The sequence below is a fragment of the Nonomuraea terrae genome (genome assembly GCF_044465245.1).
In the GTDB taxonomy this organism is placed as follows: Bacteria; Actinomycetota; Actinomycetes; order Streptosporangiales; family Streptosporangiaceae; genus Nonomuraea; species Nonomuraea terrae.
Map to the genome: position 1 here is coordinate 292,429 of NZ_JBITLL010000005.1, position 24,866 is coordinate 317,294.

22 protein-coding genes and 4 tRNA genes are annotated in these 24,866 nt (G+C 71.4%); 12 read left to right on the plus strand and 14 right to left on the minus strand.

Annotation, left to right across the window (positions count from 1 at the left end; all coding sequences use genetic code 11):
* Positions 1 to 6: 6 nt before the first annotated feature.
* Positions 7 to 1,827, minus strand: a complete 1,821-nt coding sequence (gene glmS / locus ACIBP6_RS25155) for a glutamine--fructose-6-phosphate transaminase (isomerizing) (RefSeq protein ID WP_397055864.1) — start codon at positions 1,825 to 1,827, stop codon at positions 7 to 9.
* 11 nt (positions 1,828 to 1,838) lie between these two features.
* Entirely contained in the window at positions 1,839 to 2,114 is a 276-nt protein-coding gene (locus ACIBP6_RS25160; RefSeq protein ID WP_397055866.1) for a hypothetical protein, read from the minus strand.
* 220 nt (positions 2,115 to 2,334) lie between these two features.
* On the opposite strand from ACIBP6_RS25160, the gene ACIBP6_RS25165 reads away from it, so the two are divergent.
* The 6 genes from ACIBP6_RS25165 (at position 2,335) to ACIBP6_RS25190 (ending at position 5,266) form a co-directional block, all read left to right on the plus strand.
* Complete coding sequence (locus tag ACIBP6_RS25165; protein ID WP_397055868.1) at positions 2,335 to 4,347, plus strand: N-acetylmuramoyl-L-alanine amidase; 2,013 nt, start codon at positions 2,335 to 2,337, stop codon at positions 4,345 to 4,347.
* Positions 4,348 to 4,441: 94 nt separating this feature from the next.
* Positions 4,442 to 4,513, plus strand: a tRNA-Gly gene (locus tag ACIBP6_RS25170).
* Positions 4,514 to 4,528: 15 nt separating this feature from the next.
* Positions 4,529 to 4,599 (plus strand) — tRNA-Cys (locus tag ACIBP6_RS25175).
* Positions 4,600 to 4,648: 49 nt separating this feature from the next.
* Positions 4,649 to 4,720: transfer RNA gene (locus tag ACIBP6_RS25180), tRNA-Gly, on the plus strand.
* 19 nt (positions 4,721 to 4,739) lie between these two features.
* Positions 4,740 to 4,814: transfer RNA gene (locus tag ACIBP6_RS25185), tRNA-Val, on the plus strand.
* 266 nt (positions 4,815 to 5,080) lie between these two features.
* Entirely contained in the window at positions 5,081 to 5,266 is a 186-nt protein-coding gene (locus ACIBP6_RS25190) for a hypothetical protein (RefSeq protein WP_132613864.1), read from the plus strand.
* Between the two features lie 386 nt (positions 5,267 to 5,652).
* Here ACIBP6_RS25190 and ACIBP6_RS25195 read toward each other — a convergent pair whose 3' ends face one another.
* The 3 genes from ACIBP6_RS25195 to ACIBP6_RS25205 all read right to left on the minus strand — a co-directional run bounded on the left by ACIBP6_RS25195 (position 5,653) and on the right by ACIBP6_RS25205 (position 7,321).
* A complete protein-coding gene (locus ACIBP6_RS25195) occupies positions 5,653 to 5,784 on the minus strand; it encodes a hypothetical protein (RefSeq protein WP_397055870.1) in 132 nt (43 codons plus the stop codon).
* Positions 5,772 to 6,566, minus strand: a complete 795-nt coding sequence (locus ACIBP6_RS25200; protein ID WP_397055872.1) for an alcohol dehydrogenase catalytic domain-containing protein — start codon at positions 6,564 to 6,566, stop codon at positions 5,772 to 5,774. Before ACIBP6_RS25200 ends, ACIBP6_RS25195 begins: the two co-directional genes overlap by 13 nt.
* A gap of 62 nt (positions 6,567 to 6,628) precedes the next feature.
* The gene (locus tag ACIBP6_RS25205; protein WP_397055874.1) at positions 6,629 to 7,321 is read right to left on the minus strand and encodes an NmrA family NAD(P)-binding protein; all 693 of its coding nucleotides are present in this window, start codon (positions 7,319 to 7,321) and stop codon (positions 6,629 to 6,631) included.
* A gap of 44 nt (positions 7,322 to 7,365) precedes the next feature.
* On the opposite strand from ACIBP6_RS25205, the gene ACIBP6_RS25210 reads away from it, so the two are divergent.
* Positions 7,366 to 7,839: a TetR/AcrR family transcriptional regulator gene (locus ACIBP6_RS25210; RefSeq protein WP_397055876.1), complete on the plus strand. Its 474-nt coding sequence runs from the start codon at positions 7,366 to 7,368 to the stop codon at positions 7,837 to 7,839.
* Positions 7,840 to 7,990: 151 nt separating this feature from the next.
* On the opposite strand, the gene ACIBP6_RS25215 is transcribed toward ACIBP6_RS25210, so the two are convergent.
* Positions 7,991 to 8,317 (minus strand): VOC family protein, encoded by a 327-nt coding sequence (locus tag ACIBP6_RS25215; protein WP_397055878.1) that lies wholly within the window; start codon positions 8,315 to 8,317, stop codon positions 7,991 to 7,993.
* Positions 8,318 to 8,629: 312 nt separating this feature from the next.
* On the opposite strand from ACIBP6_RS25215, the gene ACIBP6_RS25220 reads away from it, so the two are divergent.
* Positions 8,630 to 9,460 carry a mechanosensitive ion channel family protein gene (locus tag ACIBP6_RS25220; RefSeq protein WP_397057075.1) on the plus strand — a complete coding sequence of 277 codons (831 nt, stop codon included), beginning with the start codon at positions 8,630 to 8,632 and terminating at the stop codon, positions 9,458 to 9,460.
* A 174-nt stretch (positions 9,461 to 9,634) separates the two neighbouring features.
* Here the strand turns inward: ACIBP6_RS25220 and ACIBP6_RS25225 are convergent, their stop codons facing one another.
* Both ACIBP6_RS25225 and pobA read right to left on the minus strand, forming a co-directional pair.
* Positions 9,635 to 9,946 (minus strand): DUF6401 family natural product biosynthesis protein, encoded by a 312-nt coding sequence (locus ACIBP6_RS25225; protein ID WP_397055880.1) that lies wholly within the window; start codon positions 9,944 to 9,946, stop codon positions 9,635 to 9,637.
* A gap of 45 nt (positions 9,947 to 9,991) precedes the next feature.
* A complete protein-coding gene (pobA, locus tag ACIBP6_RS25230) occupies positions 9,992 to 11,149 on the minus strand; it encodes a 4-hydroxybenzoate 3-monooxygenase (RefSeq protein ID WP_397055882.1) in 1,158 nt (385 codons plus the stop codon).
* 69 nt (positions 11,150 to 11,218) lie between these two features.
* Between pobA and ACIBP6_RS25235 the strand changes: the two genes are divergently transcribed.
* On the plus strand, positions 11,219 to 11,992 hold the full coding sequence (locus tag ACIBP6_RS25235) for an IclR family transcriptional regulator (protein ID WP_397055884.1): 774 nt from the start codon (positions 11,219 to 11,221) through the stop codon (positions 11,990 to 11,992).
* Here ACIBP6_RS25235 and ACIBP6_RS25240 read toward each other — a convergent pair.
* Positions 11,961 to 13,727, minus strand: coding sequence for a thiamine pyrophosphate-dependent enzyme (locus tag ACIBP6_RS25240; protein WP_397055886.1), 1,767 nt, complete (start codon positions 13,725 to 13,727; stop codon positions 11,961 to 11,963). The two genes, ACIBP6_RS25235 and ACIBP6_RS25240, sit on opposite strands and share 32 nt — an antisense overlap.
* 87 nt (positions 13,728 to 13,814) lie before the next feature.
* On the opposite strand from ACIBP6_RS25240, the gene ACIBP6_RS25245 reads away from it, so the two are divergent.
* A complete protein-coding gene (locus ACIBP6_RS25245) occupies positions 13,815 to 14,711 on the plus strand; it encodes an SDR family oxidoreductase (protein ID WP_397055888.1) in 897 nt (298 codons plus the stop codon).
* 60 nt (positions 14,712 to 14,771) lie between these two features.
* Positions 14,772 to 16,202, plus strand: coding sequence for an NAD(P)/FAD-dependent oxidoreductase (locus ACIBP6_RS25250; RefSeq protein WP_397055890.1), 1,431 nt, complete (start codon positions 14,772 to 14,774; stop codon positions 16,200 to 16,202).
* A 1-nt stretch (position 16,203) separates the two neighbouring features.
* Here ACIBP6_RS25250 and ligD read toward each other — a convergent pair whose 3' ends face one another.
* Positions 16,204 to 17,388, minus strand: a complete 1,185-nt coding sequence (ligD, locus tag ACIBP6_RS25255) for a non-homologous end-joining DNA ligase (protein WP_397055892.1) — start codon at positions 17,386 to 17,388, stop codon at positions 16,204 to 16,206.
* A gap of 47 nt (positions 17,389 to 17,435) precedes the next feature.
* Entirely contained in the window at positions 17,436 to 18,182 is a 747-nt protein-coding gene (locus ACIBP6_RS25260; RefSeq protein WP_397055893.1) for a crotonase/enoyl-CoA hydratase family protein, read from the minus strand.
* Positions 18,183 to 18,279: 97 nt separating this feature from the next.
* On the opposite strand from ACIBP6_RS25260, the gene ACIBP6_RS25265 reads away from it, so the two are divergent.
* Positions 18,280 to 20,547: a DUF4132 domain-containing protein gene (locus ACIBP6_RS25265; RefSeq protein ID WP_397055895.1), complete on the plus strand. Its 2,268-nt coding sequence runs from the start codon at positions 18,280 to 18,282 to the stop codon at positions 20,545 to 20,547.
* On the opposite strand, the gene ACIBP6_RS25270 is transcribed toward ACIBP6_RS25265, so the two are convergent.
* The 3 genes from ACIBP6_RS25270 to ACIBP6_RS25280 are packed head-to-tail and all read right to left on the minus strand — an operon-like array spanning position 20,525 to position 24,758.
* Complete coding sequence (locus ACIBP6_RS25270; protein WP_397055897.1) at positions 20,525 to 22,243, minus strand: acyl-CoA dehydrogenase family protein; 1,719 nt, start codon at positions 22,241 to 22,243, stop codon at positions 20,525 to 20,527. The genes ACIBP6_RS25265 and ACIBP6_RS25270 overlap by 23 nt on opposite strands.
* Before the next feature lie 25 nt (positions 22,244 to 22,268).
* Positions 22,269 to 23,300, minus strand: coding sequence for a hypothetical protein (locus tag ACIBP6_RS25275; RefSeq protein WP_397055898.1), 1,032 nt, complete (start codon positions 23,298 to 23,300; stop codon positions 22,269 to 22,271).
* A gap of 60 nt (positions 23,301 to 23,360) precedes the next feature.
* Positions 23,361 to 24,758 carry a glutamate--cysteine ligase gene (locus tag ACIBP6_RS25280; protein ID WP_397055900.1) on the minus strand — a complete coding sequence of 466 codons (1,398 nt, stop codon included), beginning with the start codon at positions 24,756 to 24,758 and terminating at the stop codon, positions 23,361 to 23,363.
* Between the last annotated feature and the right edge of the window lie 108 nt (positions 24,759 to 24,866).

A 24,866-nucleotide genomic window follows, 5' to 3' on the forward strand; every position in this document is an offset into this window, starting at 1 on the left:
AGTTAATTACTCAACTGTCACGCTCTTGGCTAGGTTGCGCGGCTTGTCCACGTCGCGGCCCAGCGCCACAGCAGCGTAGTACGCGAAGAGCTGCAGCGGGATCGCCAGCAGGATCGGGTCGAGCTCGATCTCGTTCCTCGGGATCACGATCACGTCGTCGGCCAGCTTGGCGGAGGGCTCGCGGTGACCGACCATGAGCACCTGGCCGCCCCTGGCGCGGATCTCGCCGAGCGTCGTGAGGTTCTTGTCGAGCAGCTCGTCATCGGGGACGATGGCGACCGTCGGCATGTCCGGGCCGATCAGCGCGAGCGGGCCGTGCTTGAGCTCGCTCGCCGGGTACGCCTCGGCGTGGACGTACGAGATCTCCTTGAGCTTCTGCGCGCCCTCGCGGGCGACCGGGTAGCCGCGCACGCGGCCGACGAACATCATGCTCGGGTGACCGGCGTACTTCTTGGCCAGTTCGGCGATCTTGTCGCTCTGGGCGAGGATCTCCCCGATCTGCCCGGGCAGCCGGCGCAGGCCCTCCACGATGCGCCGCCCGTCGGCGGGCGAGAGGTCACGCACCCGTCCGAGGTGCAGCGCGAGCAGCGCGAACGCCACCGCCGTCGAGGTGAACGCCTTGGTCGAGGCCACCGAGACCTCGGGGCCGGCGTGCAGGTAGATGCCGCCGTCGACCTCGCGGGCGATGGCGCTGCCGACCGCGTTGACGATGCCGATGACCCGGCCGCCCTTGCGCTTGAGCTCCTGCACGGCGGCGAGCGTGTCGTAGGTCTCCCCCGACTGGCTGATGGCGACGTAGAGCGTGTCGGGGTCGACGACCGGGTTGCGGTAGCGGAACTCGCTGGCCGGCTCGGCGTCGGACGGGATGCGCGCCAGCTCCTCGATGAGCTGCGCGCCGATCTGCCCCGAGTAGTACGCCGACCCGCAGCCGATGATCTTCACCCGGCGGAACGAGCGGGTCTCGCGGGCGTCCATGTTGAGCCCGCCGAGGTGGGCGACGTGGAAACGCTCGTCGAGCCGGCCGCTCATGGTGCGGGTGACCGTCTCGGGCTGCTCGGAGATCTCCTTGAGCAGGTAGTGCTCGTAGCCGCCGGTGTCGTAGTGGCCGGCGTCCCAGTCGACGGTCAGCGGCTCCTTGGCCGTCTCGCGGGCGTCGCTGGCGAAGGTGTGGAAGCCGTCGGCCTTGAGCACGGCCAGCTCGCCGTCCTCCAGGTGCACGACCTGGCGGGTGTAGCGGACGAGCGCGGCCACGTCGGAGGCGGCGAACATCTCCTTCTCGCCGATGCCGACCACGATCGGGCTGCCGTTGCGCGCCACGACCACCTCGCCGGGCCGCTCGGAGTCGATGACGGCGATGCCGTACGTGCCCACGACGCTCTTGAGGGTCTTCCTGACCGCCTCCTCCAGCGTGTCGTTCTCGTCGGCCGCGTGCGCGATCAGGTGGGCGAGCACCTCGGTGTCGGTCTCGGAGGCGAACACCACGCCGTCGGCCTCCAGCTTGGCGCGCAGCTCGGCGGCGTTCTCGATGATGCCGTTGTGCACCACCGCGATGCGCTCGTCGGCGGACAGGTGAGGGTGGGCGTTGACGTCACTCGGGACGCCGTGCGTGGCCCATCGGGTGTGGCCGATGCCGAGGTTGCCCTTGAACCGGGCCGGGACCACCTTGGCCAGGTCGGCCACCCTGCCCTTGACCTTGCGCAGCTTCAGGCCCTTGTTGGACACCACGACACCGGCCGAGTCGTAGCCCCGGTATTCGAGCCGCTGCAGTCCCTCCAGCAGGATGGGCGCGGCGTCCTTGGGGCCGACATAGGCCACGATTCCGCACATCAAGGTCTCCTCTATCCGTAGATGATCCGGCGTAGTTGTCTGAGCGACAGCTTGGGGGCGGCCACCCGGCGAGCGCCTAATTCGGCGGCGATCCTCGGGAAGATCTCGTCGTTGGTGAAGCCGTGCCGCTTCAACTCCCCGTGACGGCGGCGGACGAACTCTTCGGTGGTCTCGGAGAAGTACGCCAGCACGTCTGCCACCACACGGGCCGCCTCCCCCTGGCCGAGCGGCGTCGTGCTCGTGAGGTGGTCGATGAGATCTTCGTACGGATGCCGGGCCGCTGACACAGACGAGGACCCTACGGCTCTGGAATGAGACACAGCAACATTCTGCCCGAAATCGGGCAGGATTAACGCTGAACGACGCCTGACGGGGTTACGAGCGTCACTCTGCTACATACCCCTACAAATCAGGGCAAAGCACCCAGTAGCCCCGAGTCGCATCTGTAACATCCGCCCCGTCTGACACATCGGTTTCCGGGGAACGGTTACGGAGCGTAGTCATATCGTGACGTTCCTGGGGGAGATGTTCATGCAGCTCTGGCTCGCCGCCGTCCTGGCGGCCGGCGTACTCACCGCACCCGCCGACGTCGAACGGCGGGACTCCGGCGCGCGGTCCCCCGCGGGCGCCGCGCGCGCCGAAGGGCGGCAGGCCGACTTCGCCGCCGCGGCCCGCGAGTACGGCGTGCCGGAAAGCGTGCTGCTCGGCGTCGCGTACCTGGAGTCGCGGTGGGACGCCAACGGCGGGCGGCCCAGCACGGCCGGCGGCTACGGCCCGATGCACCTGGTGGACGCGTTCCCCGCCGAGGCGACTGACGGGATCGGCGACGCCCTCGGCGACCCGCGCGGCGACGAGGCCCGCCCGATGGCGATCGCACCCGGCGGCCCGCCGGCCTCCTCCGCGCTGCGCACCGCGACGCCGGCGCACCGCACGACGCTGCCCGAGGCGGGCCGGCTGATCGGCGTGGCGCCCACCCGCCTGCGCGAGGACCCGTCCGCGAACATCCGCGCCGGCGCCGCCCTGCTCGCCTCCTACCAGCGGCGCCCCAGCTCCGACCCGTCGGACTGGTACGACGCCGTGGCGAAGTACGCGGGCACCGACGACCCGGACGCCTCCCGGGCCTTCGCCGACGAGGTCTTCTCCGTCATGCGGGAGGGGGTGGAGCGCCGTACCGACGACGGCCACCTCGTCCGGCTCGACCCCGTGCCGGACCTGCCCGGCGGTGAATCCGCCGAGGAGGACTGGTGGGCCGGGGAGGAGAACACCGACCGCGGCTGGGCGCCCGGCGCCGACGCCCCGCGGTCGGCCGCGGGGACCAAGGCGGCGGGCGGGAGGGCGGAGTGCCCATCGTCGCTGCGCTGCGAGTGGATGCCGGCCGCGTACAAGCAGTGGGGCAAGAAGGGCGATCGTGACTACGGCAACCACGACCGCCTGACCCGCGAGCGCAGGATCGACTACATCGTCATCCACGACACCGAGGGCACCTACCAGGGCATCCCGTCGATGGTGCGCAACCCGAAGTACGTGAGCTGGCACTACACGATCCGCTCCCGTGACGGACATGTCGCCCAGCACGTGCCGACGAAGGACATCGCCTGGCACGCGGGCAACTGGGATGTCAACACCCGCTCGATCGGCATCGAGCACGAGGGCTATCTGGCCAAGGGCGGCACCTGGTACACCGAGGCGATGTACCGGTCGTCGGCCAGGCTGGTGAAGCACCTGGCCGCCAAGCACGACATCCCGCTCGACCGGGCCCACATCCTCGGCCACGACAACGTGCCCGGCACGACGCCGGGCACCGTCGCCGGCATGCACGAGGACCCGGGGCCGTACTGGGACTGGGCTCACTACTTCGACCTCATGGACAAGCCGTTCCGGGCGGCCAGGGGCGGCGACTCCGTCCTCATCCGGCCGTCGTACAACTCCCACCGGCCGCGTTTCACCGGCTGCGTGAGCGGCGACGCGTCGAAGCGCTGCCCCCCGCACGGGGCCTCCACGGTGTGGCTGCACAAGTCGCCCAGCCACCGGGCTCCCCTGGTGCTCGACATCGGCAAGCGCGGGGGAAGACCGAGCACGTACAGCGTGTACGACCACAGCGCCCGCGCCTCCACCGGCCAGCGCTTCGCGGTCGCCGAGCGGCGGGGCGACTGGACGGCCATCTGGTACCTCGGCCAGAAGGCGTGGTTCCACAACCCGGCGGGCAGGCCGACCGCCGTCCCGGCCAGGGGCCCGGTGGTCACGCCGCTGTCGGCGGACGTGAAGGTGTACGGGCGCGCGTATCCGGAGCGATCGGCGTACACCAGCGCCGCCTACCAGCGGCTGGCGCCGCTGAAGTACCGGATCGCGCCCGGGCAGCGGTACACCGTGGGCGACACCGTCACCGGCTCCTACTACGCCGCGAACGCGTTCAACCCCGCCCGACACGTCACCACCACAGGCACCACGCGCTACCACCAGATCCAGCTGGGCCACCGGGTGATGTTCGTCATGGCGAAGGATGTGCGATTGATCCGCTGAATTTGGCCGCCGCCGGACGCTCCGTGCGCACGGGCACTCCCGGGAGACGATATGGTTTTCCCGTGGCCCGGCGCGCGAGCGGCCGAGGCGTCACGCGGAAGTGGCTCAGGGGTAGAGCATCACCTTGCCAAGGTGAGGGTCGCGGGTTCGAATCCCGTCTTCCGCTCGGAGCACGACTCCTGGTGGAGTGGCCGAGAGGCGAGGCAGCGGCCTGCAAAGCCGTCTACACGGGTTCAAATCCCGTCTCCACCTCGGCGACCATCGGACCCTCCGGGATCCGGTAAAGTAACGACAGCGCCATGCGGAAGTGGCTCAGGGGTAGAGCATCACCTTGCCAAGGTGAGGGTCGCGGGTTCGAATCCCGTCTTCCGCTCTGAGTGACAACTCAATACGGACGATTAGCTCAGCGGGAGAGCGCTTCCCTGACACGGAAGAGGTCACTGGTTCAATCCCAGTATCGTCCACCACCAGACAGAGCCCCAGCCTTGGCGTACGCCGACCGGCTGGGGCTTCTTGTCGTTCCGGCCAAGGGCGTCGTGTACACGAAGGTTCTTCGAGCGGCTGGGATTTTGCGGCTTCTTAGGCGACGGGCCGGGATGGTCACGCAGACCCCAAGAAGAGATTTTAGGAAGTTATGAAACGACGCCAGGGCGGTTGCCGTGGCGCCTGAGACTTCTGGTCGCTTACATTGCTCCCCTATCAATCCGTAGATCTTCGCGGGGAGGGAGCAACAGTGAATGACGTGGTCTACGTCCTGGTGACGCTATGCGTCGCGGCGATCGCGGGCGTGGTCTGTGGACTCGCGATCGGCGTGATGGGCGCCAATCCGCTGGACGCCTTCAAGACGGGTGGAGTGGCCTTCTGCGGTCTGGCCGTCGTCGGCCTCTCCATCCTCACCATCCTGCGCAAGAGGGCCTGACCCTCGACATGGCGAAAGCGATGGCCGTAGAGCGAATATGACCGATATCCGAAACTCCCCACCCGAAAACGCCAGCAGCCCTCACCGGTGATCCGGTGAGGGCTTGATCGTGGGCGGCGACGACGGCTCCGGGGCCACTCCCCCGTCGAGACGAAGCGTGCCTCACCTCTCCCGCCACGTATTCCGCTGCCGCCTCTGGGCGCCGCGTGACGAGGATGAGCGTCCCGGCAAGCTCTACGAAGAAGGCGAAGGGCTGGAAGGCTCCGTGCTCGAAGCTTCTCTTCTTGTGGTCGTCGTAACGGCAACTCGGCCATCGGCACCCTGGTCGAGCGGACCACGCGCTACGTGATGCTCGTCCGGTTGCCGATCGACCGCAGTGGCCGGCGTCAGCTCGTGAGTACCCATCGGCCGCGGTGTCCGCCGGCGCGGAAAGCGCGGTACGCGAACGCGGCCTTGTCCAGCGGCACTGTTCCCGCCCGCCGCGGTTCCAGGATTCCCTGCGCGGTCAGCGCCAGCATCTCCCGTAGGAGGGTGCCGTCGGGGACCACCCCGCCGAGGTGACGGTGATGCCGCGTACGGACGCGGGTTCGAGGCCGGGGAAGACGCCCACGTAGCCGCCGTGATCGCGGACCGGCCGCAGCGCCGCCTCCTTCAGCAGGGCGGTGTCCAGCACCGCGTCGAAGCCGATCGCCCTGTCGAGGGTTGTGATCGCGTCCGCTGCTCCGGCCCTGGTCAAAAAGCCCTCATCCGTCGCGCGGGCGAGCCCGGTGACTCTCCAGCCGGCGCGGGCGGCGAGTGCCACCGCGTGACCACCGACCCCGCCGGCGGCGCCGGTGACCAGCAGTCGCCTGCCGCTGTACGGGCCGAGCAGGGCAAGGAGCTGCGCGGCGGTCAGTGAGTTGAGTGGAACGGTGGCCGCGTCCAGTAGGTCGACCCCGTCCGGGACCGGCGCCGCATCGGCGGCTGGGACGATCACGTACTCGGCGGCCGTTCCCGCGGTGGCGTGCGGAGCGTGCGGGAGGTGGAGTGCCGCGACCGGCGTGCCGACGGCGAGGTCGTGGACGCCGGGACCCACCATGTCGACGACGCCCGCCACGTCCAGCCCCAGGCCGGCGCGCGGCGCGGGGCCGCCTCCTCTGGCCGCACCGCCGGCGTCGTCGATGATGTGAAGATCGGCCGCGTTGATCGCGGCTCCGGCCATCCTGATCCGGATCTGCCCCGCCGCGGGCCGCGGATCGGGCAGGTCCACCGTTTCTACCTCGTCGTCCGAACCTGGGTGAGCGGTGACGATCGCGCGCATGTCGGTGACTCTCTTTCTCGTAGGGCGGTTCGGCCGCACGCCCAGTCCGGCGGGCCGGCTCGTCAGCGGTGGCCGTGGCGCCGGAAGTGCTTCTCCAGCAGTGGCTTTCCTTCTCTTGAGAGCCAGCTGCCGAAATCCAGCAGACCCGGGTGCAGCTTCCGCAGCGCGGGGATGTCGGCCTGCCAGTCACAGAACGACGTCGTCCCTCCGGGTCCGCCGGGAGGGGGAGCTGGTAGGGCCACGTCATGTCCGGTCGCCCGGCCGATCGCCGCGGCGATCCGGTGCGGCGTCAGCTCGTCGCCGGCCAGTTCCAGCGTCCGGCCGAGGAACCGGTCGGGGGCGGCGAAGGCTGACGCGGCGAACGCGCCGATGTCCTCGAGGGCGATGAGCTGGACCGTCACGTCGGCTGGGAACGTCCGGATGAGGGAGGCCGCACCGCGGACGCCGTACGTCGGGTCGGCGAAGTTCTCCATGAACGTCACCGGGCGCAGCACCGTGGCGGGTACGTCGTGCGCTCGGATGTACTGCTCGATCTTCCCTTTGATCTCCCAGTGGGGAATGCCGGTGGCCCGGTCGGCATTGGCCACGGACGCGTAGACGAGGTGCCGGACGCCTGCGGCCATCGCGGCGTCGACGACGTTCAGACCGCGTCGCAGCTCGTTCTCGGCGTAGTCGGGTGCGATGAAGGCGGGCTGGACGCTGAACACGCCGTACGCGCCGCGGATGGCGGCGTCGATGCTGTCCCGGTCGTCCATGTCCCCGACGACCAGGTGGGCGCCGGCGCGGGCGAGACGCGTCGTTGCGCGAGGTCGCCCGGCGAGCGGGAGTCGGGATCGGCACGCTCTACCGGCACTTCCCCACGCGTGAGGCTCTCCTTGAGGCCATCCTCGACAGCAACTTCGACACGTTGCGCGAGCGGGCCGAGCAGCTACTCGCCTCGCCGTCGCACACGCCGCACGACGCGCTGCTGACGTGGCTGAACGACCTGGCCGCCAGCACGCGCACCTATCAGGGACTACCGCAATCGATCATGGCGGCACTGACCGACGAGAGCTCCGAGCTGCACGTGTCCTGCGCCGCCATGCGAGCCTCCGGTGCACGGCTGCTGGGGCGCGCCCAGGAGGCCGGGCAGGTGCGCCCCGACCTCACGGTCTACGAGGTGATCGCGCTCGCCATCGGCCTGGCCTGGGCGGCGCAGCAGCCAGGAGGGCCGTCAGACCTGATGGAGCGCCTGCTCTCCACGGCGATGTACGGACTGGCGGCGCGCGGGTAGCCCCATGCTCCTCGCCTTCCGCGTGCCGGCCGGGCGGAAGCGGTCCCCCGGGAGCCGCTGGAAGCGGTGGAGCGCCTGTTCCTGCAACCCCTGGTCGGACCAGCTCCTCAAGCTGCTGGACGACCTTGTCGATCGTCGGCGCCGTTCTCGATCACCGCGCAGCGGTGGCTGGAATGCCGGTCGCGGCCGGCGGCACGGCTGAGCGGGACCGGGTGGAGGCACGGCAGCGGCGTGCCTGACAGGGGCCCGGCGTCAGGGCCAGGTTGTGGACTCCGCCTCGAAGAGCTCGCGGTCGCTTCTCGACGGGGAGCACGCACATCAGGTGACCGCCGGGTGCGCGCAGAATGCGGCACTCCTGCCGGCGCGTCACCTCGCGCGCGCCCAGCGCGAGCAGGCGGCGGGTCTCGACCTCGACGTCGTCGGTCTCGATGTCCACGTGGAAGCGCGGGGCGTCGTCACCGACCGCCTGCACGGCCACGGCGAGGCCGGGGACGGCCCCGTGCAGGGAGATGAACTGCTCGTAACCGGGTAGCGAGTGGGCGGTCGCGCCGAGCGCAAAGGCCGACGCTTTCCCCGGCCCCGGCCGCCGGGGTGTCGACGAGGAGGGCGTACAGGCGGCTGCGCTGCACGACGATCACCCTAACCGGGTGACTTTCCGCTTGCTACCTACCTAATGATGACTTCCGGCGAAATGTCGCCTTGTGAGAAGTTTTGGTGGCTCTCTGTGCATACACGGTTTCGGTACGGGTAGCGCCGAGGCATTGGCTCCTCGGAGGAGGAAACCGTGGACATCAACATCGGCCAAGCACTAACGGACGTACTCCGGCAAATAGCAACGTTCGTTCCAAGACTGGTCGCGTTCCTGGTGATTCTCGTCATCGGGTGGATCGTGGCCAAACTGCTGGCCAAGCTCGTCGACAAGGTGCTCGAACGGGTCGGCTTCGACCGGGCCGTGGAGCGCAGTGGCGTGCGGCGGATGCTGGAACGGAGCAAGTACGACGCCAGCGACCTGCTCGCCAAGATCGTTTACTACGCCATTCTGCTGGTCACCCTGCAGATAGCGTTCAGCGTCTTCGGACCCAACCCGATCTCCGCGCTGCTCACGGGCGTGGTGGCCTGGCTGCCCAGGGCCATCGTCGCCATCGTGATCATCGTGGTGGCCGGCGCCGTGGCCAAGGCCGTGCACGACATCGTGAGCGGCATGCTCGGCGGCCTGTCGTACGGGCGCTGGCTGGCTGCCGCGGCCTCGGTGTTCATCTGGGCGCTCGGCATCATCGCCGCGCTGAACCAGATCGGCGTGGCCACGACGGTCACGACGCCGGTGCTCGTCACGGTGCTCGCCACCGTCGGCGCGATCGCGGCGATCGGCGTCGGGGGCGGGCTCATCCGCCCGATGCAGCAGCGCTGGGAACGCTGGCTGGGGCGGATGGAGCAGGAGGCTCCGCAGGCGCGGGCACACGCGGAGGCGTACCAGCGGGGGCGTGAGGACGCCCGCGCGATGGCGGCGGAGGAGACGACTCCCATCCGGACGACTCCCACCGCGGGTACGTCCGGCCCCACCACCGGCACGCCCGGTCCGACGACCGGCGGCTCCCACCGTTCGGACATGCCTCCGGGCTGACTCCGAGGGCACGACAGGAAGGACCGGCGCCCCGGCCCACGGCCCGCACACCAGGCGGGACCGGCCGGGGCGCCGTCGTGTCCAGCACCGCGCCAAGCACTGCGTGCCGCCATGTCCCCACGTTCCGCGCGCCCGGCACGGGGCGGGACCGCTGGGGTTCGCGGGGGGGGTTCGTCAGGCGGTTAGGCCGTCGTCGAGGAGGCCGAGCTCGCGGGTCAGGTAGCAGACGGCGGTCAGGCGTAGCGACGGCGCGTCGGACTCTCCGGTGAAGGACCAGCCGAGGTGCCGCAGCTCGTCCAGGAAACCCAGCAGATAGTCGCCCAGGGTCTCGCGGTCGAGCGGGATCGCGTCACGGAGCCAGGCCGCGTGCTGGTCCACCGCGGCCACCAGACCCGGGTCACCGACCATCCGCTGGAGCTGGGCGTCGCCCAGGGCGTTCATCAGCCAGCGCAGGGGCGAAGTCGCCCATCCCTCCTCAAAGAGCACCAAACAACTCTAAAGCATCGCCCAAGGTCAGCAGCCTTTTCCGGATCAGTAGGGCAACCCGACGTAGTTCTCGGCGAGGGTGGTGGCGGCCGCTTCCGAGGAGGTGACGTAGTCCAGGTAGGACAGCTGGAGCCGGCGGGCGTACGCGTCGTCCTCGTCGAACGTGTGCAGCAGCGTCGTCATCCACCACGAGAAGTGCTGCGCCCGCCACACCCGCTTGAGGCAGGCCCGCGAGTAGCCGTCGAGCGGCTCCGTCGAGCCGTCCTCGAAGTAGGCGGCGAGCGCGTCGGTGAGCACCCGCACGTCGGCGACGGCCAGGTTGAGCCCCTTGGCGCCGGTCGGCGGCACGATGTGGGCGGCGTCACCGGCCAGGTGGAGCCGGCCGTACTGCATCGGCTCGGCCACGAAGGCCCGCATGGGCGTGATGCCGCGCTCCACGATATCGCCGGTGGCCAGGGTGAAGCCGGGTACGCTCTCCAGCCGGGCCTTCAGCTCGCCCCAGATGCGCTCGTCCGGCCACTCCTCCAGCTGGGCGTCGGCCGGGACCTGCAGGTAGAAGCGGCTGACCGTGGGCGAGCGCATGCTGTGCAGGGCGAAGCCGCGCTCGGTCCTGGTGTAGATCAGCTCCTCGGAGGACGGCGCGACCTCGGCCAGGATGCCGAGCCAGGCAAACGGATAGTCCTTCTCGAAGACGGTCAGCACGCCCTCGGGGATCGCCGGTCTGGACACGCCGTGGAACCCGTCGCAGCCGGCGATCACGTCGCAGTCGAGCCGCTCGCCGCCGAACGTCACGTACGGCTCGGACTCCAGCGAGTGCAGGGCCACGTCCTCGACCTCGAAGCGGATGTCGCCGCCCGCCGCCAGCCTGGCGGCGATCAGGTCCTTGACCACCTCCTGCTGGCCGTACACGGTGATGGACCTGCCCGGGACGAGCTTCTCGAACGGGATGCGGTGGCCCGCGCCGCCGTACCGCAGCTCGATGCCGTGGTGCGGCAGCCCTTCGCGCAGCATGCGCTCACCGACGCCGGCCTCGATCAGCGTGTCCACCGTGCCCTGCTCCAGCACGCCGGCGCGCACGCGCCGCTCGACGTAGTCGCGGCTGCGTTTCTCCAGCACCACGGAGGAGATGCCGCGCAGGTGGAGCAGATGGGAGAGGAGCAGGCCCGCGGGACCCGCCCCGATGATCGCAACCTGAGTTCGCATGAAGGAAGCATCCTGCTTCGAGCGGGATCTCGCCGAGACGGCGCTTCCACTGAATGGAAGGATGGGCTCATGGCGGGCGGATCGCGGGAGCCGGGGCGGTCGGTGACGTCCAAGGTGCTGGCGCTGCTGGGGGCGTTCGACGCGGCGCACCCCCGGCTGACGCTGACCGAGCTGGCCCGGCGCAGCGGGGTGCCGCTGAGCACGGCGCACCGGCTGGTCGGCGAGCTGGAGCGGTGGCAGGCGCTCAGCCGCGGCCCCGACGGGCGGCTGCGGGTCGGGCTGCGACTGTGGGAGCTGGGGCAGCTCGCGCCCAACCGGCTGCGGGAGTTCGGCCACCCGTGGCTGCAGGAGCTGTTCGCCTCCACGGGCGAGAACGTGCACCTCGCGGTCAGGGACGGCCTGGAGGTGCTCTACGTCGACAAGGTGTACGGCAGGCGGGCGGTGCCGATCGTGTCGCGGATCGGCGCGCGGCTGCCGATGCATCCGACGGGCGTGGGCAAGGCGCTGCTGGCGTACGAGCCGGAGTGGTTCGTCACGTCGTATCTGGCCCGCAAGCTCGAACGCCCCACCCCGCACACGATCACCGAGCCCGGGCGGCTGGCCAGGGAGCTGGCGGCGGTGCGGGCGCAGGGATACGCGCTGACGTACGAGGAGATGACGCTCGGGTCGTGCTCGGCGGCGGCGCCGGTCCTGGCCGGCGGGCGGGCGGTGGCGGCGCTCGGCATCGTGGTCTCCTCGCGGCGTGCCCGCGAGCTGCCGCGCCTGGTGGAGCCGCTGCTCAGCGCCGCCGCGGGCATCGCGGCGGCGTACGTCAGTCCCCCAGCTTCTGGATACGGTCCTTGAACAGCGTGGTCGCGATGGCGGCCTGGTGCGGCTGGCCCTTCAGGAACGCCTGGGCGAAACTCTTGGCCTGGTCGTAGGAGACCTTGCCGGGCATGGGCGGCTCGTTCGGGTTGACGTCGATGTCCACCAGCGCGGGGCCGTCGTGGGCCAGGGCCTCGCGGATCGCCGTGGTCACGTCGCCGGCCTTGGTGACCTTCGCCCCGAATCCCCCGCACGACCGCGCCCAGGCCGAGAAGTCGGCCTCGGGCTCGGCGTACCGGACGCCGTGCTCGGGGTAGCCGAGCACCATCTGCTCCCACAGGATCTGGCCGAGCGAGTTGTTGTTGTTGATCACCACCTTGACCGGCAGCCGCTGCTGGACGGCGGTGAGGAACTCGGCCATGAGCATCGAGAAGCCGCCGTCGCCGACGTAGGCGATGACCTGGCGGCCCGGGAAGGCGTGCTGGATGGCGATGGCGTACGGCAGGCCGTTGGCCATCGAGGCGAGCGTTCCCGACAGGTAGAAGCGGCGGTCGCCGCGGATCGTCCAGTGGCGCGCGGCCCAGGTGGCGATGGTGCCGCTGTCGCAGGTCAGGATGGCGTCGTCGGCGGCGAGGTCGTCGAGGACGGACGCGGCGTACTGGGGGGCGATGGGGTCGCGGTCGGGGTTCTCCAGGGAGTCCATGTCGGCCCGCCACTTGGCCATCATCTTCTGATATTTCGCCAGATGGGCGTTTCCGTTGCGTCGCTTCAGCAGCGGCAGCAGCGCCCGCAGCCCCTCCCTGGCGTCGCACACCACCGGCACGTCGGTCGGCACGCGAACCCCGGCCCTCGTCGGGTCCGCCTCGAACTGCACCACCCGCGTCTTGTCCGGATCCGGGAGGAACTTCGAGTACGGGAAGTTCGTGCCCACCATGAACAGCACGTCGGTCTCGTCCATCAATTCCTCGCTCGGCCGCGTGCCGAGCAGCCCGATCCCGCCGGTCGTGTACGGCGAGTCGTCCGGGATGACCGCCTTGCCGGGCAGCGTCTTGACCACAGGCGCCCCGAGCGCCTCAGCCACCGCCAGCACCTCGTCACGGGCGTGCAGCGCGCCCTGCCCGACCAGCATGGCCGGCCGCTCGGCCTTGTTGAGCACCTCGGCCGCCCACTCCAGGTCCTCGGGCCGCGGGATGCCGGACGGCTGCAGGAACACCGGCGACGTCTGCGGCACCCGGGCCGGGGCCACGTGCTCGTACGGGTCGGCTCCCGCCTCGGCCACCTGGATGTCGTTCGGCAACGTCAGGTGGGAGACCCCGCGCCGGGCGTACGACGTCCTGATCGCCAGGTCCACCAGGGAAGGCAGCTGTCCCGGGTTGCTGATCATCATGTTGTACTCGGCCACGTCGGCGAACAGCTTGTCCAGGTGGACCTCCTGCTGGTAGCCGGTGCCCAGCACGGACGTCTCCTGCATGCCGGTGATGGCCAGCACGGGCACGTGGTCGAGCTTGGCGTCGTAGAGGCCGTTGAGCAGGTGGATGCCGCCGGGGCCCGAGGTGGCCAGGCAGACGCCGACGCGGCCGGTGGCCTTGGCGTAGCCGGTGGCCATGAAGGCGGCGGCCTCCTCGTGGTGGACCAGGACGAAACGCACCCGGTCACGGTGGCGCCGCAGGCCCTCCATGATGCCGTTGATGCCGTCGCCCGGCAGGCCGAAGACGGTGTCGACCCCCCACGCCGCAAGCCGTTCGATCAGGGATTCCGATGCGATGCGAGCCATGCGTGCCGCCCTACCCCTGAGAGCGGCGCTCAGACGCTAGGCCGAGATTCGTTGACATTTCCGGAAATTGACGGGTAGGGGGCCTTCATGCGCATTTTGGTCACGGGAGCCACCGGCACGCTGGGCTCGGCTCTGGTCCCGGCGCTGCTGCGGGCGGGTCACGAGGTGCGGGCGCTGAGCCGTTCGCGACGCGCCAGCAGCGGCAACGTCGACTGGAGGTGGGGCGACCTCATCTCGGGCGACGGCGTAGCGGACGCCGTACGGGAGGTGGACGCCATCGCCCACCTGGCCACGAGCGGCCGCAAGGGACGCGGCGCCGTGGACATCCCGGGCACCCGCACGCTGGCGATCCTGGCCCGCGAGGCGGGGGTGCCGCACCTGCTGCTGACCTCGGTCGTCGGCGCCGACCGGGCGCCCCACGGCTACCTGAAGCACAAGCTGGAGGCCGAGGGCGTGGTCGCCGCGAGCGGCCTGGGCTGGACGGTCCTGCGGTCGACCCCGTTCCACCAGTGGCTGCACCGCAGGCTGCGCGGCTTCCGCTCGTTGCCGGTGCTGCCGGTGGACCGCTCGCTGCGCTGGCAACCGGTGCACACCGGAGAGGTCGCCGCGCGCGTGGCCGAGCTGTGCGCCGCCGGCCCGACCGGCACGGCGATCGACTTCGGCGGACCGCAGGTGATCGACACCGGCGAGCTGGTCACGACCTGGCTGCGGGCCGAGGGCCTGCGCCGCCCGTGTCCGTCCGTCCGCTACCCCGGCCGGCTGTACGCCGCCCAGCGCGAGGGCGCCCTGCTCACCGACGCCATGCCCAAGGGCGGGATCACCTGGTACGACTACCTGCTCCCGCGCCCCGCCCCCGCGCTCGACGACGACTTCGCCTCCGAGCACACCGCCTCGCCGACCAGTCCCGCGACGCAGCCGGAGAACGATCCTGACCTGCACGTATACGGCGGCGACGAAGGGTACGAGCGTCCGACACGAAGCTAGGCCGGTGTCCCGTTTTGTTACACTTCGTCCACTTGTTGGAGCCCCAGGCGCTACTAGACAATGTGTTCGGTGAACAAAGGCATCCCGCTGACCTCCGACTTCGCCAACGGCGACGTCTCCTTCTGGTACCGCCAGATCGGCCTGCCCGCGCGGCGGCCGTCCCTGCCCGGGCCGCGTGACTACGACGTCGCCATCGTCGGCGGCGGCTACACCGGCCTGTGGACCGCGTACTACCTCAAGCAGGCCGACCCCGGGCTGCGCGTCGCCATCCTGGAGAAGGAGTTCGCCGGGTACGGCGCGTCGGGGCGCAACGGGGGCTGGCTGTCCGCCGAGTTCGCCGGGTCGCGCAGGCGGCACGCCAAGGCGCGCGGCCGGCAGGCCATGATCGACCTGCAGCACGCGATGTTCCGTTCGGTGGACGAGGTCATCGCGGTGGCCCAGGCCGAGGGCATCGACGCCGACATCCACAAGGGTGGCCTGCTGCACGTCGCGACGAACCCCGCCCAGCGGCGCCGGCTGCGCGCGGGCGTGGCCGACCTGCGCTCCTGGGGGTACGGCGAGGACGACATGCGCCTGCTCGACCGCGACGAGCAGCACGAACGCCTGCAGGTGGCCGGGGCGCTGGAGGCGTCGTACTCACCGCACGGCGCCCGCATCCAGCCGGCCAAGCTGGCCGTCGGGCTGGCGCGGGTGGTGGCCGGGATGGGCGTCGACATCTTCGAGGACACCACCGTGACCGCGATCCTGCCGCGCGAGGGCACCCGCAAGGCCACGGCGGTCACCCCGCGCGGCGCCGTCCTGGCCGACTACGTCATCCGCGCCACCGAGGGCTTCACCGCGGGCCTGGCCGGGCAGCACCGGCAGTGGCTGCCGATGAACAGCTCGATGATCGTCACCGAGCCGCTGCCCGCCGAGGTGTGGAAGCACATCGGCTGGCAGGGCAACGAACTGCTGGAGGACAACGCGCACGCGTACGTCTACGCGCAGCGGACGGCCGACGACCGGATCGCGATCGGCGGCCGGGGGGTGCCGTACCGGTTCGGGTCGCGTACGGACCGGCGGGGGGCCACGCAGCGGCAGACGGTGGCGCTGCTGTGGCGGATGCTCGTCAAGCTCTTCCCCGCGGCGGCCGACGCGCGGGTGCAGCACGCCTGGTGCGGGGTGCTCGGAGTGCCGCGCGACTGGTGCTCGACCGTGCACCTCGACCACGCGAGCGGGCTCGGCTGGGCGGGCGGCTACGTGGGCAGCGGCGTCACCACGACGAACCTGGCCGGGCGCACGCTGCGCGACCTCGTGCTGCGCCGCGACACCCCGCTGACCGGGCTGCCGTGGGTGGGACGGCAGGTGCGGCAGTGGGAGCCCGAGCCGCTGCGCTGGACGGGCGTGCAGCTGATCTACGCGTTGTACCGGGCCGCGGACCGGCGCGAGAACGAGCACGGCACCAGGACCTCGGCGTACGCGCACCTGGCCGACCTGATCTCCGGCCGGTGAGTCAGCCCCGCCAGGGGTCGTAGTCGACCTCGAGCGGCTCCTGCGCGGGCCTTTCCGCCTCCGGCACGTGCTGGAGGTTGACGCGGATGCGATACCACAGGCTGCTGCGCCCGCGCATGCCGTCGACCAGCACGTCGGCGGGCTCCAGGCGGGCGGCGACCTCGGGATGGCGGGCCTTCCACCGCTCGAACCCGGCCATCGCCTCGTCCTTGTGCTCGGCCCTGGCGATCTCGATGACCGGCTTGGTCTGCTGCCTGCGCCCGGCGCCCTTGGGCGCCTTGGGGGCGGGGCCGAGCTCCTCGGCCAGCGCCAGCAGGCCGTCGAGGCCGCCCGGGTGGAGGTCCATGTCCTCCCACGGGTCGCCGGCCTCGGCCAGGCGCTCGGGCACGGTCTCGACGGTGAACGCCTCGGGCCGGCACCCGGGCACTTCGTCCCAGGTCAGCGGGGTGGACACGCGGGCGTCGGGCACGGCGCGCACGGAGTAGGCGGAGGCGACGGTGCGGTCGTAGGCGTTCTGGTTGAAGTCGACGAAGACGCCGTGGCGCTCCTCCTTCCACCACCGGCTGGTGGCCAGGCCGGGCGCGCGCCGCTCGACCTCGCGCGCCACGGTCTCGGCCGCCTTGCGCACCTTCGCGTACGGCCAGCGCCGCTCGATGCGGGCGTAGACGTGGAAACCGCGTGAGCCGGACGTCTTGGGCCAGGCGACCAGGCCGTGGTCGGCGAGCACCTCGCGGGCGACCTGGGCCGTGGCGAGCACGTCCGCCCACGGGACGCCCGGCACCGGGTCGAGGTCGATGCGCAGCTCGTCGGGCCGGCCGAGGTCGTCGGCGCGCACGGGGTGGGGGTTGAGGTCGACGCAGTTGAGGTTGATCACCCACAGCAGCTGGGCCAGGTCGGTGCAGACGACCTCCTGCGCGCTGAGGCCCGAGCGGTATTTGAGCTCGGCCACCTCGATCCAGCCGGGCCGCTTGGCCGGGGCCCGCTTCTGGAAGAACGGCTCGTCGTCGATGCCGTGCGGGAACCGCTTGAGCACCATCGGCCGCCCGTGGACGCCCCGCAGCACCGCCTCGCCGACGGCCTGGTAGAAGCGGACCAGGTCGAGCTTGGTGTGGCCGGTCTGCGGGAAGACGACCTTGTCGGGGCTGGTGATGCGGACCTCGCGGCCGGCGACCTCGATGTCAGGCATACGGTCACGATACGTGGCGGGACCGACAAGCCCCGGCAGCCGGCGGGCTACCGGTCGAAGCGACCGTGGCGGCCGGCTCCTCGGGTGAAGCGGGCGGCGCCGTCCATGGCGTCGGGCAGCGACAGCAGGCCGTGGCGCAGCTCGTTCCGCATCGCCTCGGCCTCGCTCAGCCCTTCCTGCTCCATCGCCGACCTGCGGTCGCCGCGCAGGCACGCCTGCGGGAAGCGGGCGATCTCGCGCGCCAGCTCCTCCGCGTGCCGCCGCGCGGCGCCGGTGGGGACGAGCCGGTTGGCCAGCCCCCACGCGTACGCCTCGGGGCCTTCGACGGGACGGCCGGTGAGGATCATGTCCATCGCCCGCGACGTGCCGACGAGCCGCGGCAGCCTTACGGTGCCGCCGTCGATGAGCGGCACGCCCCACCTGCGGCAGAAGACCCCGAACACCGCCCCCTCCTCGGCCACCCGCAGGTCGCACCAGAGGGCCAGCTCCAGACCGCCCGCGACGGCGTGCCCGGCGACGGCGGCGATGACCGGTTTGCTCAGGCGCATCCGGGTCGGTCCCATCGGGCCGTCGCCTTCCTCGCCGACGTGGTTGTCGAGCGCCTTGAGGTCGGCTCCCGCGCAGAACGTGCCGCCCTCGCCCCACAGCACCGCCACGGCGGCGTCGGACGCCTCGAAGTCGCGGAAGGCGTCGGCGAGCGCCTCGGCCGTCTTGCGGTCGATCGCGTTGCGCGCCTCCGGCCTGCTGATCACCACGGTCGTGACGGGTCCCTCGCGCTCCACGCGTATGCTCATCCGGCCTCCTCGGCAAGTGTGCCGAGCGTACATTCGCCCGCCTGGCGCGGCCGGCGGCGCGGCGGTTCTGTCGGCGGCGTCCGGCATGATCTCGCGCATGCAGCTGTCCTCCCAGGCGCGGAGCCTGCTCGAAGTGTTGACCGGCGCGGTGGAGCGTTTCCCTGAGCGGCTCGACGCCTCCCGTCTGAGCGCGTACGACCTCGGTGCGCTGCTGCCGGCCGCCCACCGCGTCGACTCCGGCCACGAAGCCGCCGTTCTGGCGAGGTGGGAGGTCAGGAGCCAGCTCCTGGAGCGGCAGCCGCTGTTCACGCCGGCGGCCTGCGCCGACCTGTTCCACGCGCTGGTGGAGGACCTGGACAAGCGGCGGGAGCCGCGCCTGTCCCTGGGGGTCGGCGCGCTGGTGCGGTGCCCCGAGGGAGCGCCGCTGGATCAGTTGGCGGATCCCGCCCGCGCGCTGGTGCGGTTCATCATGGGCCAGGATCGGATCGGCGAGCCGTTCGCGCTGTTGGCCGCGGCCGGGCTCGTCGGGCCCGCCGGGCCCGACGCCGAGGTGGCCGAGCGGGTCGCCGAGGGCGGCGGGCCGCTCGCCGCCGCCGAGGTGGAGCTGCTGCTCGGCTGGAACGCGACCCAGCGGGCGCTGTTCATGGAGTCCGTCGTGCCCGCGGACTACCGGTTCACCAGGGGGTTCGCGCCACTGCCCGACGCCCGGGAAAGGGTCTGCCACCTGCCCGGTCACGTGGAGTTCGCCCGGGCGACCATGGAGGCCGCCGAGGCGCGCGTGGCCGCGATCCACGCCGGGGAGGTTCCCTACCGGGCCGAGAAGGCGTTCGACCACGCCGAGAAGGCGACCATCGGCCGGGCCGCCAGGGTGGCGCTCCGGCACGACGAGCCCTGGCTGCCCGAGCTGCTCGACTCGCTGGTGCGCAAGGTCGCGGTGGCCCCGACCCAGGCGAAGACGCTGCCGTCGCAGGGCGTGCTGTTCGCGATCGCCCACGCGGCGGAGGAATACCCCACGCCGGAGGCCGTCGCGTCGTTGCACGCGGCCCGGCGGGAGACCCGGCACGCGGGGGTGCCCAAGCAGCTCGACCGCATGCTCAAGCGAGTCGAGGCGGCCTTGGGCAACCGGCTGGAGGTGGCGTTCCGGCTGCCCGACGGGCGGGTGCGGCGGCAGCTGGGTGAGCACACCGCGGTGATCTCGACCGACGGCGCGGTCGAGCTGTCGTGGTGGCACGGCGACAGGAAGCTGAAGACGGTCCCGGCGGCGGTCAGGCGCGAGCACGGTGAGGAGGTCGCGCGGCTGCGCGCGCTGGTCAAACAGGTCAAGCAGCAGCAGGCGACCCTCTCCAGGGCACTGGAGGCAGGCTACGCCGGCGAGGTCGCGCCGCCCTACCACCAGTTGGCCGGCCAGCCGATCGCCGACCGGCTGATCTGGGAGTTCGAGGCCTCCCCCGGGCAGTGGCACAGCCGGCTGGGGCTGGGCGTGCCCGACGTGCCGGTGCGGTTGTGGCATCCGGCCCGCGCCTCGCTGGAGGAGGTCGCGTCCTGGCGGGAGGCCGTGCAGGAGAAGGAGTTACGCCAGCCGTTCAAGCAGGCGTTCAGGGAGATCTACCTGCTGACGCCGGCCGAGGAGGCGACGGAGGCCCACTCCAACCGGTTCGCCGACCATATGGTCGAATACCACAAGCTCTACGCCCTGTTCAAGCAGCGCGGCTGGCAGGCCGCGTACGTCGGGCCGTGGGACGGCGGCGGCGACGGGGAGGCGCGGCGCGTCGTGGCGGGCGGGCGGTGGCGGGCGTCGTTCTCGCACGGCTACGCCGACGAGGGTTACGCGTTGACCGGCGAGGTGCGCTTCCACCGGCTGACCGGCGACCGGTGGGAGCCGGCGCGGCTGACGGAGGTGCCGCCGCTGGTGTTCAGCGAGGCGATGCGCGACGTCGACCTGTTCGTGGCCGTCACGTCGATCGCGACCGATCCCGCGTGGCTCGACCGGGGCCCCGGCCGACTGCACGGCCACTGGCGCACGACGTCGTTCGGAGCGCTGGCGCCGTCGGCCGAGGTGCGCCGCGACGCGCTGGCCCGGCTGCTGCCCCGCCTGACCGTCGCGGGCCGCTGCACGCTGACCGACCGGTTCCTCGTCGTCCGCGGCGACCTGCGCACGTACAAGATCCACCTGGGGTCGGGCAACATCCTCATGGAGCCCAACGACGCCTACCTCTGCATCGTCGCCGGTCCCTCCCGCGACCGGGTCTTCCTGCCCTTCGAGGAGGACGGCGGCCTGCTGTCGGTCATCCTGTCCAAGGCGTTCCTGCTGGCCGCCGACACCGCGATCGACGACCCGACGATCACCCGGCAGATTCGAGCGTGACCGCTCCGGCGAGCAGCTCGTCGAAGCGCTCCAGGTCCTCGGCGGGGCGGTCGAGGCCGCGCAGCGGGCCGGGGTCGGCCAGGTGGGCGGTGGCGTAGAGCCGGGCGACCAGGGCCTTGCGCCGGGAGCCGAGCTCGCGCTGCTCCCAGCCGGCCTGCTCCAGCAGCAGGGCGGCGGCGTACACGTCGGCCATGAGCTGGGCCAGCGGATACAAGCGGGCCTCGGCCACCGCGGGGTCGAGCGACGTCCAGGCGGTGACGGCCTTGCGCAGGTCGTCGATACGGCCGCGGACGAGGTCGGCGGTGGCGTCGTCCCCCCGCGGCGCCTGGACGGCGGCGGCCGTCAGGCGGTCGAGGAAGGGCTCGTGGGCGTTCTCGCGCAGCATGGCGCGGCGCACGTCGAGGCAGAGGATGTGGTCGCCGCCCTCCCAGATCGGGTTGACCTGGGCGTCGCGCAGCAGCCGGGCCACCGGCCACTGCTCGATGTAGCCGTTGCCGCCGTGCACCTCGATCGCGTCGCTGGCCGCGGTCACACCGAGCCGGGCGGCGCGGAGCTTGATCAGCGCGGGCGCCAGGCGCAGCCGCGGGCCGACGTGCCCGTCGAACACCATCGCCTGCGCGGCCTCCACCTCCACGATCAGCTCGGCCAGCTTGCGGCGCATCAGCGGCTGCTCGATCAGCGGCCGGCCGAACGCCTCGCGCGCCCGGGCGTAGCAGATCGCCTCGACCAGCGCGCGCCTGGCCACGCCGAGGCCCATCATGGCCACGCCCAGCCGGGAGCCGTTGGTGAGCTTCATCATCGTGCCGAGCCCCGAGCCGGAGCCCTCCCCCGCCAGCAGGAACGCCTCGGCGCCGGTGAACTCGACCTCGGCGGAGGCGACGGACCTGGTGCCGAGCTTGTCCTTGAGGCGGCGGATGCGCACGCCGTTGCGGCTGCCGTCACGCCGCTCCCACAGCACGAGGAACGGCGCCACCGCGCCCTCGGGCAGCCGGGCCAGCACCACGAACGCCGAGCCGTTCGCGTTGGAGGCGAACCACTTGAACCCCGTCACCCGCCAGGCGTCGCCGTCGGGTGCCGCCTCGGTCTCGAGCGCGGCCAGGTCGGAGCCACCGGTCCGTTCGGTGAACATCTGAGCGGCCTCGCCGGAGTAGAAGCCGTTCGCGAAGATCTCCCGGACGCGTTCGCGTACGTCCTCGGGCGCGTGCTTCTCGGCCAGGGAGACCACCATGTCCCCGCCCGTGCCGAGCGCGCAGCCCATGCCGATGTCGGCCTGGTCGAGCAGGTACGTCCACGCGGCGGCGAGCGCGGCAGGATCCGCCCCGTGGTCCCGCGCCTCGCCGGCGAACGACGGTGAGGTGAAGTTGTCCTCCATGAGCGCCTGCCGGGCGGTGTGGAACGAGGGCGGCATGACGACCTGGCTGAGGTCCCTGCCCCACTTGTCGTACTTCTCCAGCCGGGGCGGGTTGCGGTCGGTCTCCTCGGCGCACTCGGCGACGAGGCCGCCCATCAACTCGCCCAGCCGGTCGAGGCGCGGCTCGGCCCAGGCGTATCCGGCGCCGAGGTGGCGGCGCATGAGCAGGCGCAGTGCCGGGTCGCAGCGCCACCAGTTGCGCCCGGCGGCGCCCTGGTAACGCTCGGTGGCGTAGCGGTCGCTGCGGTCTCCGCGGTCGAACGGTTCGATGAGATACCGGCCCATATCCGCGAGTGTGGCACAGCCCGGTTCAGAGCGGGACGGCGAAGATCCCCCGCTTGTTGCGGAACTCGGTGAGGCTCCACAACGCGCCGTCCTGCACCGTCAGGTCCTCCGGGCCGATCGGGAACGGCCGGGTCTCCAGCTCGCCGTCCGCGTACACCAGCAGCTTGCCGTTGTGGGAGGAGGTCTCGCCGCCCTGGCTCAGGTACCACCGGCCGTCGCGCGACGTGGCGCCCTGGATCTTGGGGTGTCCCATGACGAAGGCGTCGTCGGGCTCGCCGCCGGCCAGGTCGAGACCCCAGCGCGCCACCCAGCCGTCCGGGTCGTCGCCCCGGAACTCGCCCGTGACGAGCTGCGGCGTCGTGGTGCTGCGGTCGATCGAGACGAACGAGAACCGCGGCCCCGGCTTCACCACCCGCCAGAAGTCCGTCTGGGGGATCACGTAGCGGTAGCCGAAGGCGTGGAACTTGCGGCCGTGGCGGCCGGCCCGCTTGCCGTCGCCGAGGTCGTCCTGGGCGGTGCGCAGGTCGAGCACGTTGGCCAGGTCGAAGACCCGCAGGCCCCTGACGGTGTCGGCGACGTAGAGCAGGCCGCCGTGGCAGGCGATGCCGCCGGCGTGGATGTCGATCGGCCCGTACGAGCCGTCGGGCCGGGCCAGGACCAGCAGGGCGTGCCGGTACTTCAGCGTCTCGGGGCTGAGGAACGTGACCCTGATGCCCCGCTCGCCGGCCTCGGGTTTGTAGTACCAGCTCGCCAGGAACACCGGCACGCCGAGCGTCCCCGAGTCGTCGCTGCCGGTCAGGCCCTGCGGGTACCAGTCGGCGGTGTCCTGGTCGCCCTCGTCGAAGGCGTACCAATGGGTGGGCTTGGGTTTCATGGATCCGATCGCCGCGGTGCCGGCCTTCGTCCCCGCGGTCCTGTTGGCATCCTCCAGCACCGTCGCGACCGGCACGCTGCCGAGCTCGCCGGCCAGTTTGGCCGCCCCTTCCGCCAGGTCGTCTGTCGCACGTTCCAGGGCAAATGGCGCTGTTTCCGTGGAAACCATCCCCGATGCCGCCATAATCTCCTCACCTTTCCCGTCTCTTCACCAGTCTGGCGGAAAGGCGGCGACCGGGGCGACTCAGGGCCACAAATGCACGGGCAGCCCGGAAAGCGCCAGCTCACGGTAGCGCCGGACCATCCGCCGCCGGTCGCCGCCGAACCGCTCCAGCGCCTCCCGCTGCCACACCGATCCGGTGCGCCGCAGCCGGGTCCGCTGCTCGATCACCCCGAGTGCCCGGTCGGCGTCGTGCGGCTTCACCCCGGCGGCCAGCAGGCCCTGCCGCGCTTCGGGCAGCAGCCGCAGCACCAGGTCGGCGGCCTCGAACTCGCCCTCGTCGCCCGGCCAGGACAACTTGGCGTCCAGCCCGCTCATGGCCGCGCGGTAGAAGTTCTGGTACGCCTGCGCGAACCGGTAGCCCGTCAGGTCGCGCTCCGCCTGCGACAACGTCAGCCCCAGCAGGAAGGCGGTGTTCGCGGCCATGTCCGCGCACGACGGCCCGGCGGGCAGCGCCCGCATCTCGATGCGCAGATGGCCGCCGTCGGCGGGGTCGTAGACGGGGCGGTTCCACTGCCAGACCGTGCCCTGGTGCAGCCGCAGCTCGGGCACGTCGTAGCGGCCGGCGTCGTCCGTCAGGTCCGGGAGGATCGGGTCGTAGTCGCGCACATACCGCTCGAACAACTCGTACGCGCCCTCCCGCACCCAGTCGGAGCCGAACGTGACACGCCCGTCCCTGCGCTCGCCCCGCTGCACGTCCCGGTCGTCGGCGGCCTCCTCCATCAGCGCGATCCGCGTCTCCTCCCACAACTGCCTGCCCACGAAGAACGGCGAGTTGCCGCACACCGCCAGCACCGGCCCGATGGCCAGCTGGGCGGCGTTGAACAACCGCGCGAAACGCTCCGGCGGCGTGCGGATGTGCACCTGCCAGGAGGTGTTGGCGCTCTCCAGGATCACGTCCTCGACCGACAGCTCCAGATCGTCGATCTTCACCAGGAACGGCTCCAGCCGCAGCCGCCTGATGCCCCTGCTCATGGCCCGGTAGCGGTTCTGGTCGCTCATCGCGCCCAGCGTGAAGTCCTCGGTGTCGAGGGTGGGCAGGATGCCGATGGGCACCGCTCCCCCGTGCTCCACGGCCTCGTCCACCTTGGTCATCGTCTCCTGGACCTCCGCGGCCAGCACCTCGAACGGGGTGCCGGCCAGCGGCGTCGGGGTGAGGTTCACCTCGATGTTGTAGCGGCCGAGCTCCAGCACCACGCGGGAGTCGTCGAGCGACTCCTGGACCTGGCTGTTGCGCGGCAGGGGGCGGCCGTCCCCGTCGATCAGGAACAGCTCCAGCTCCGCCCCGACCGTGGCGGGCCCCTGGCCGAAGCCGGGGGTGTCGAGCAGCTCGCGCAGCACGGCGAGCTGCTCCTCCATACGCTCACCGAAGCGGACGTACTCCTCTTCGGTAAAGCGCTCCTTGTCCAAGTCTCGTCCCATCACCCCCCTCTGTCCGCGTCACCAGATTTGACACCTCACCAGGGAAGTGCTCCGGCATCGCGCAGGTAGGCGCCGGTGGGGTGGCCCTCATCCGTTCGCGGACCCGCC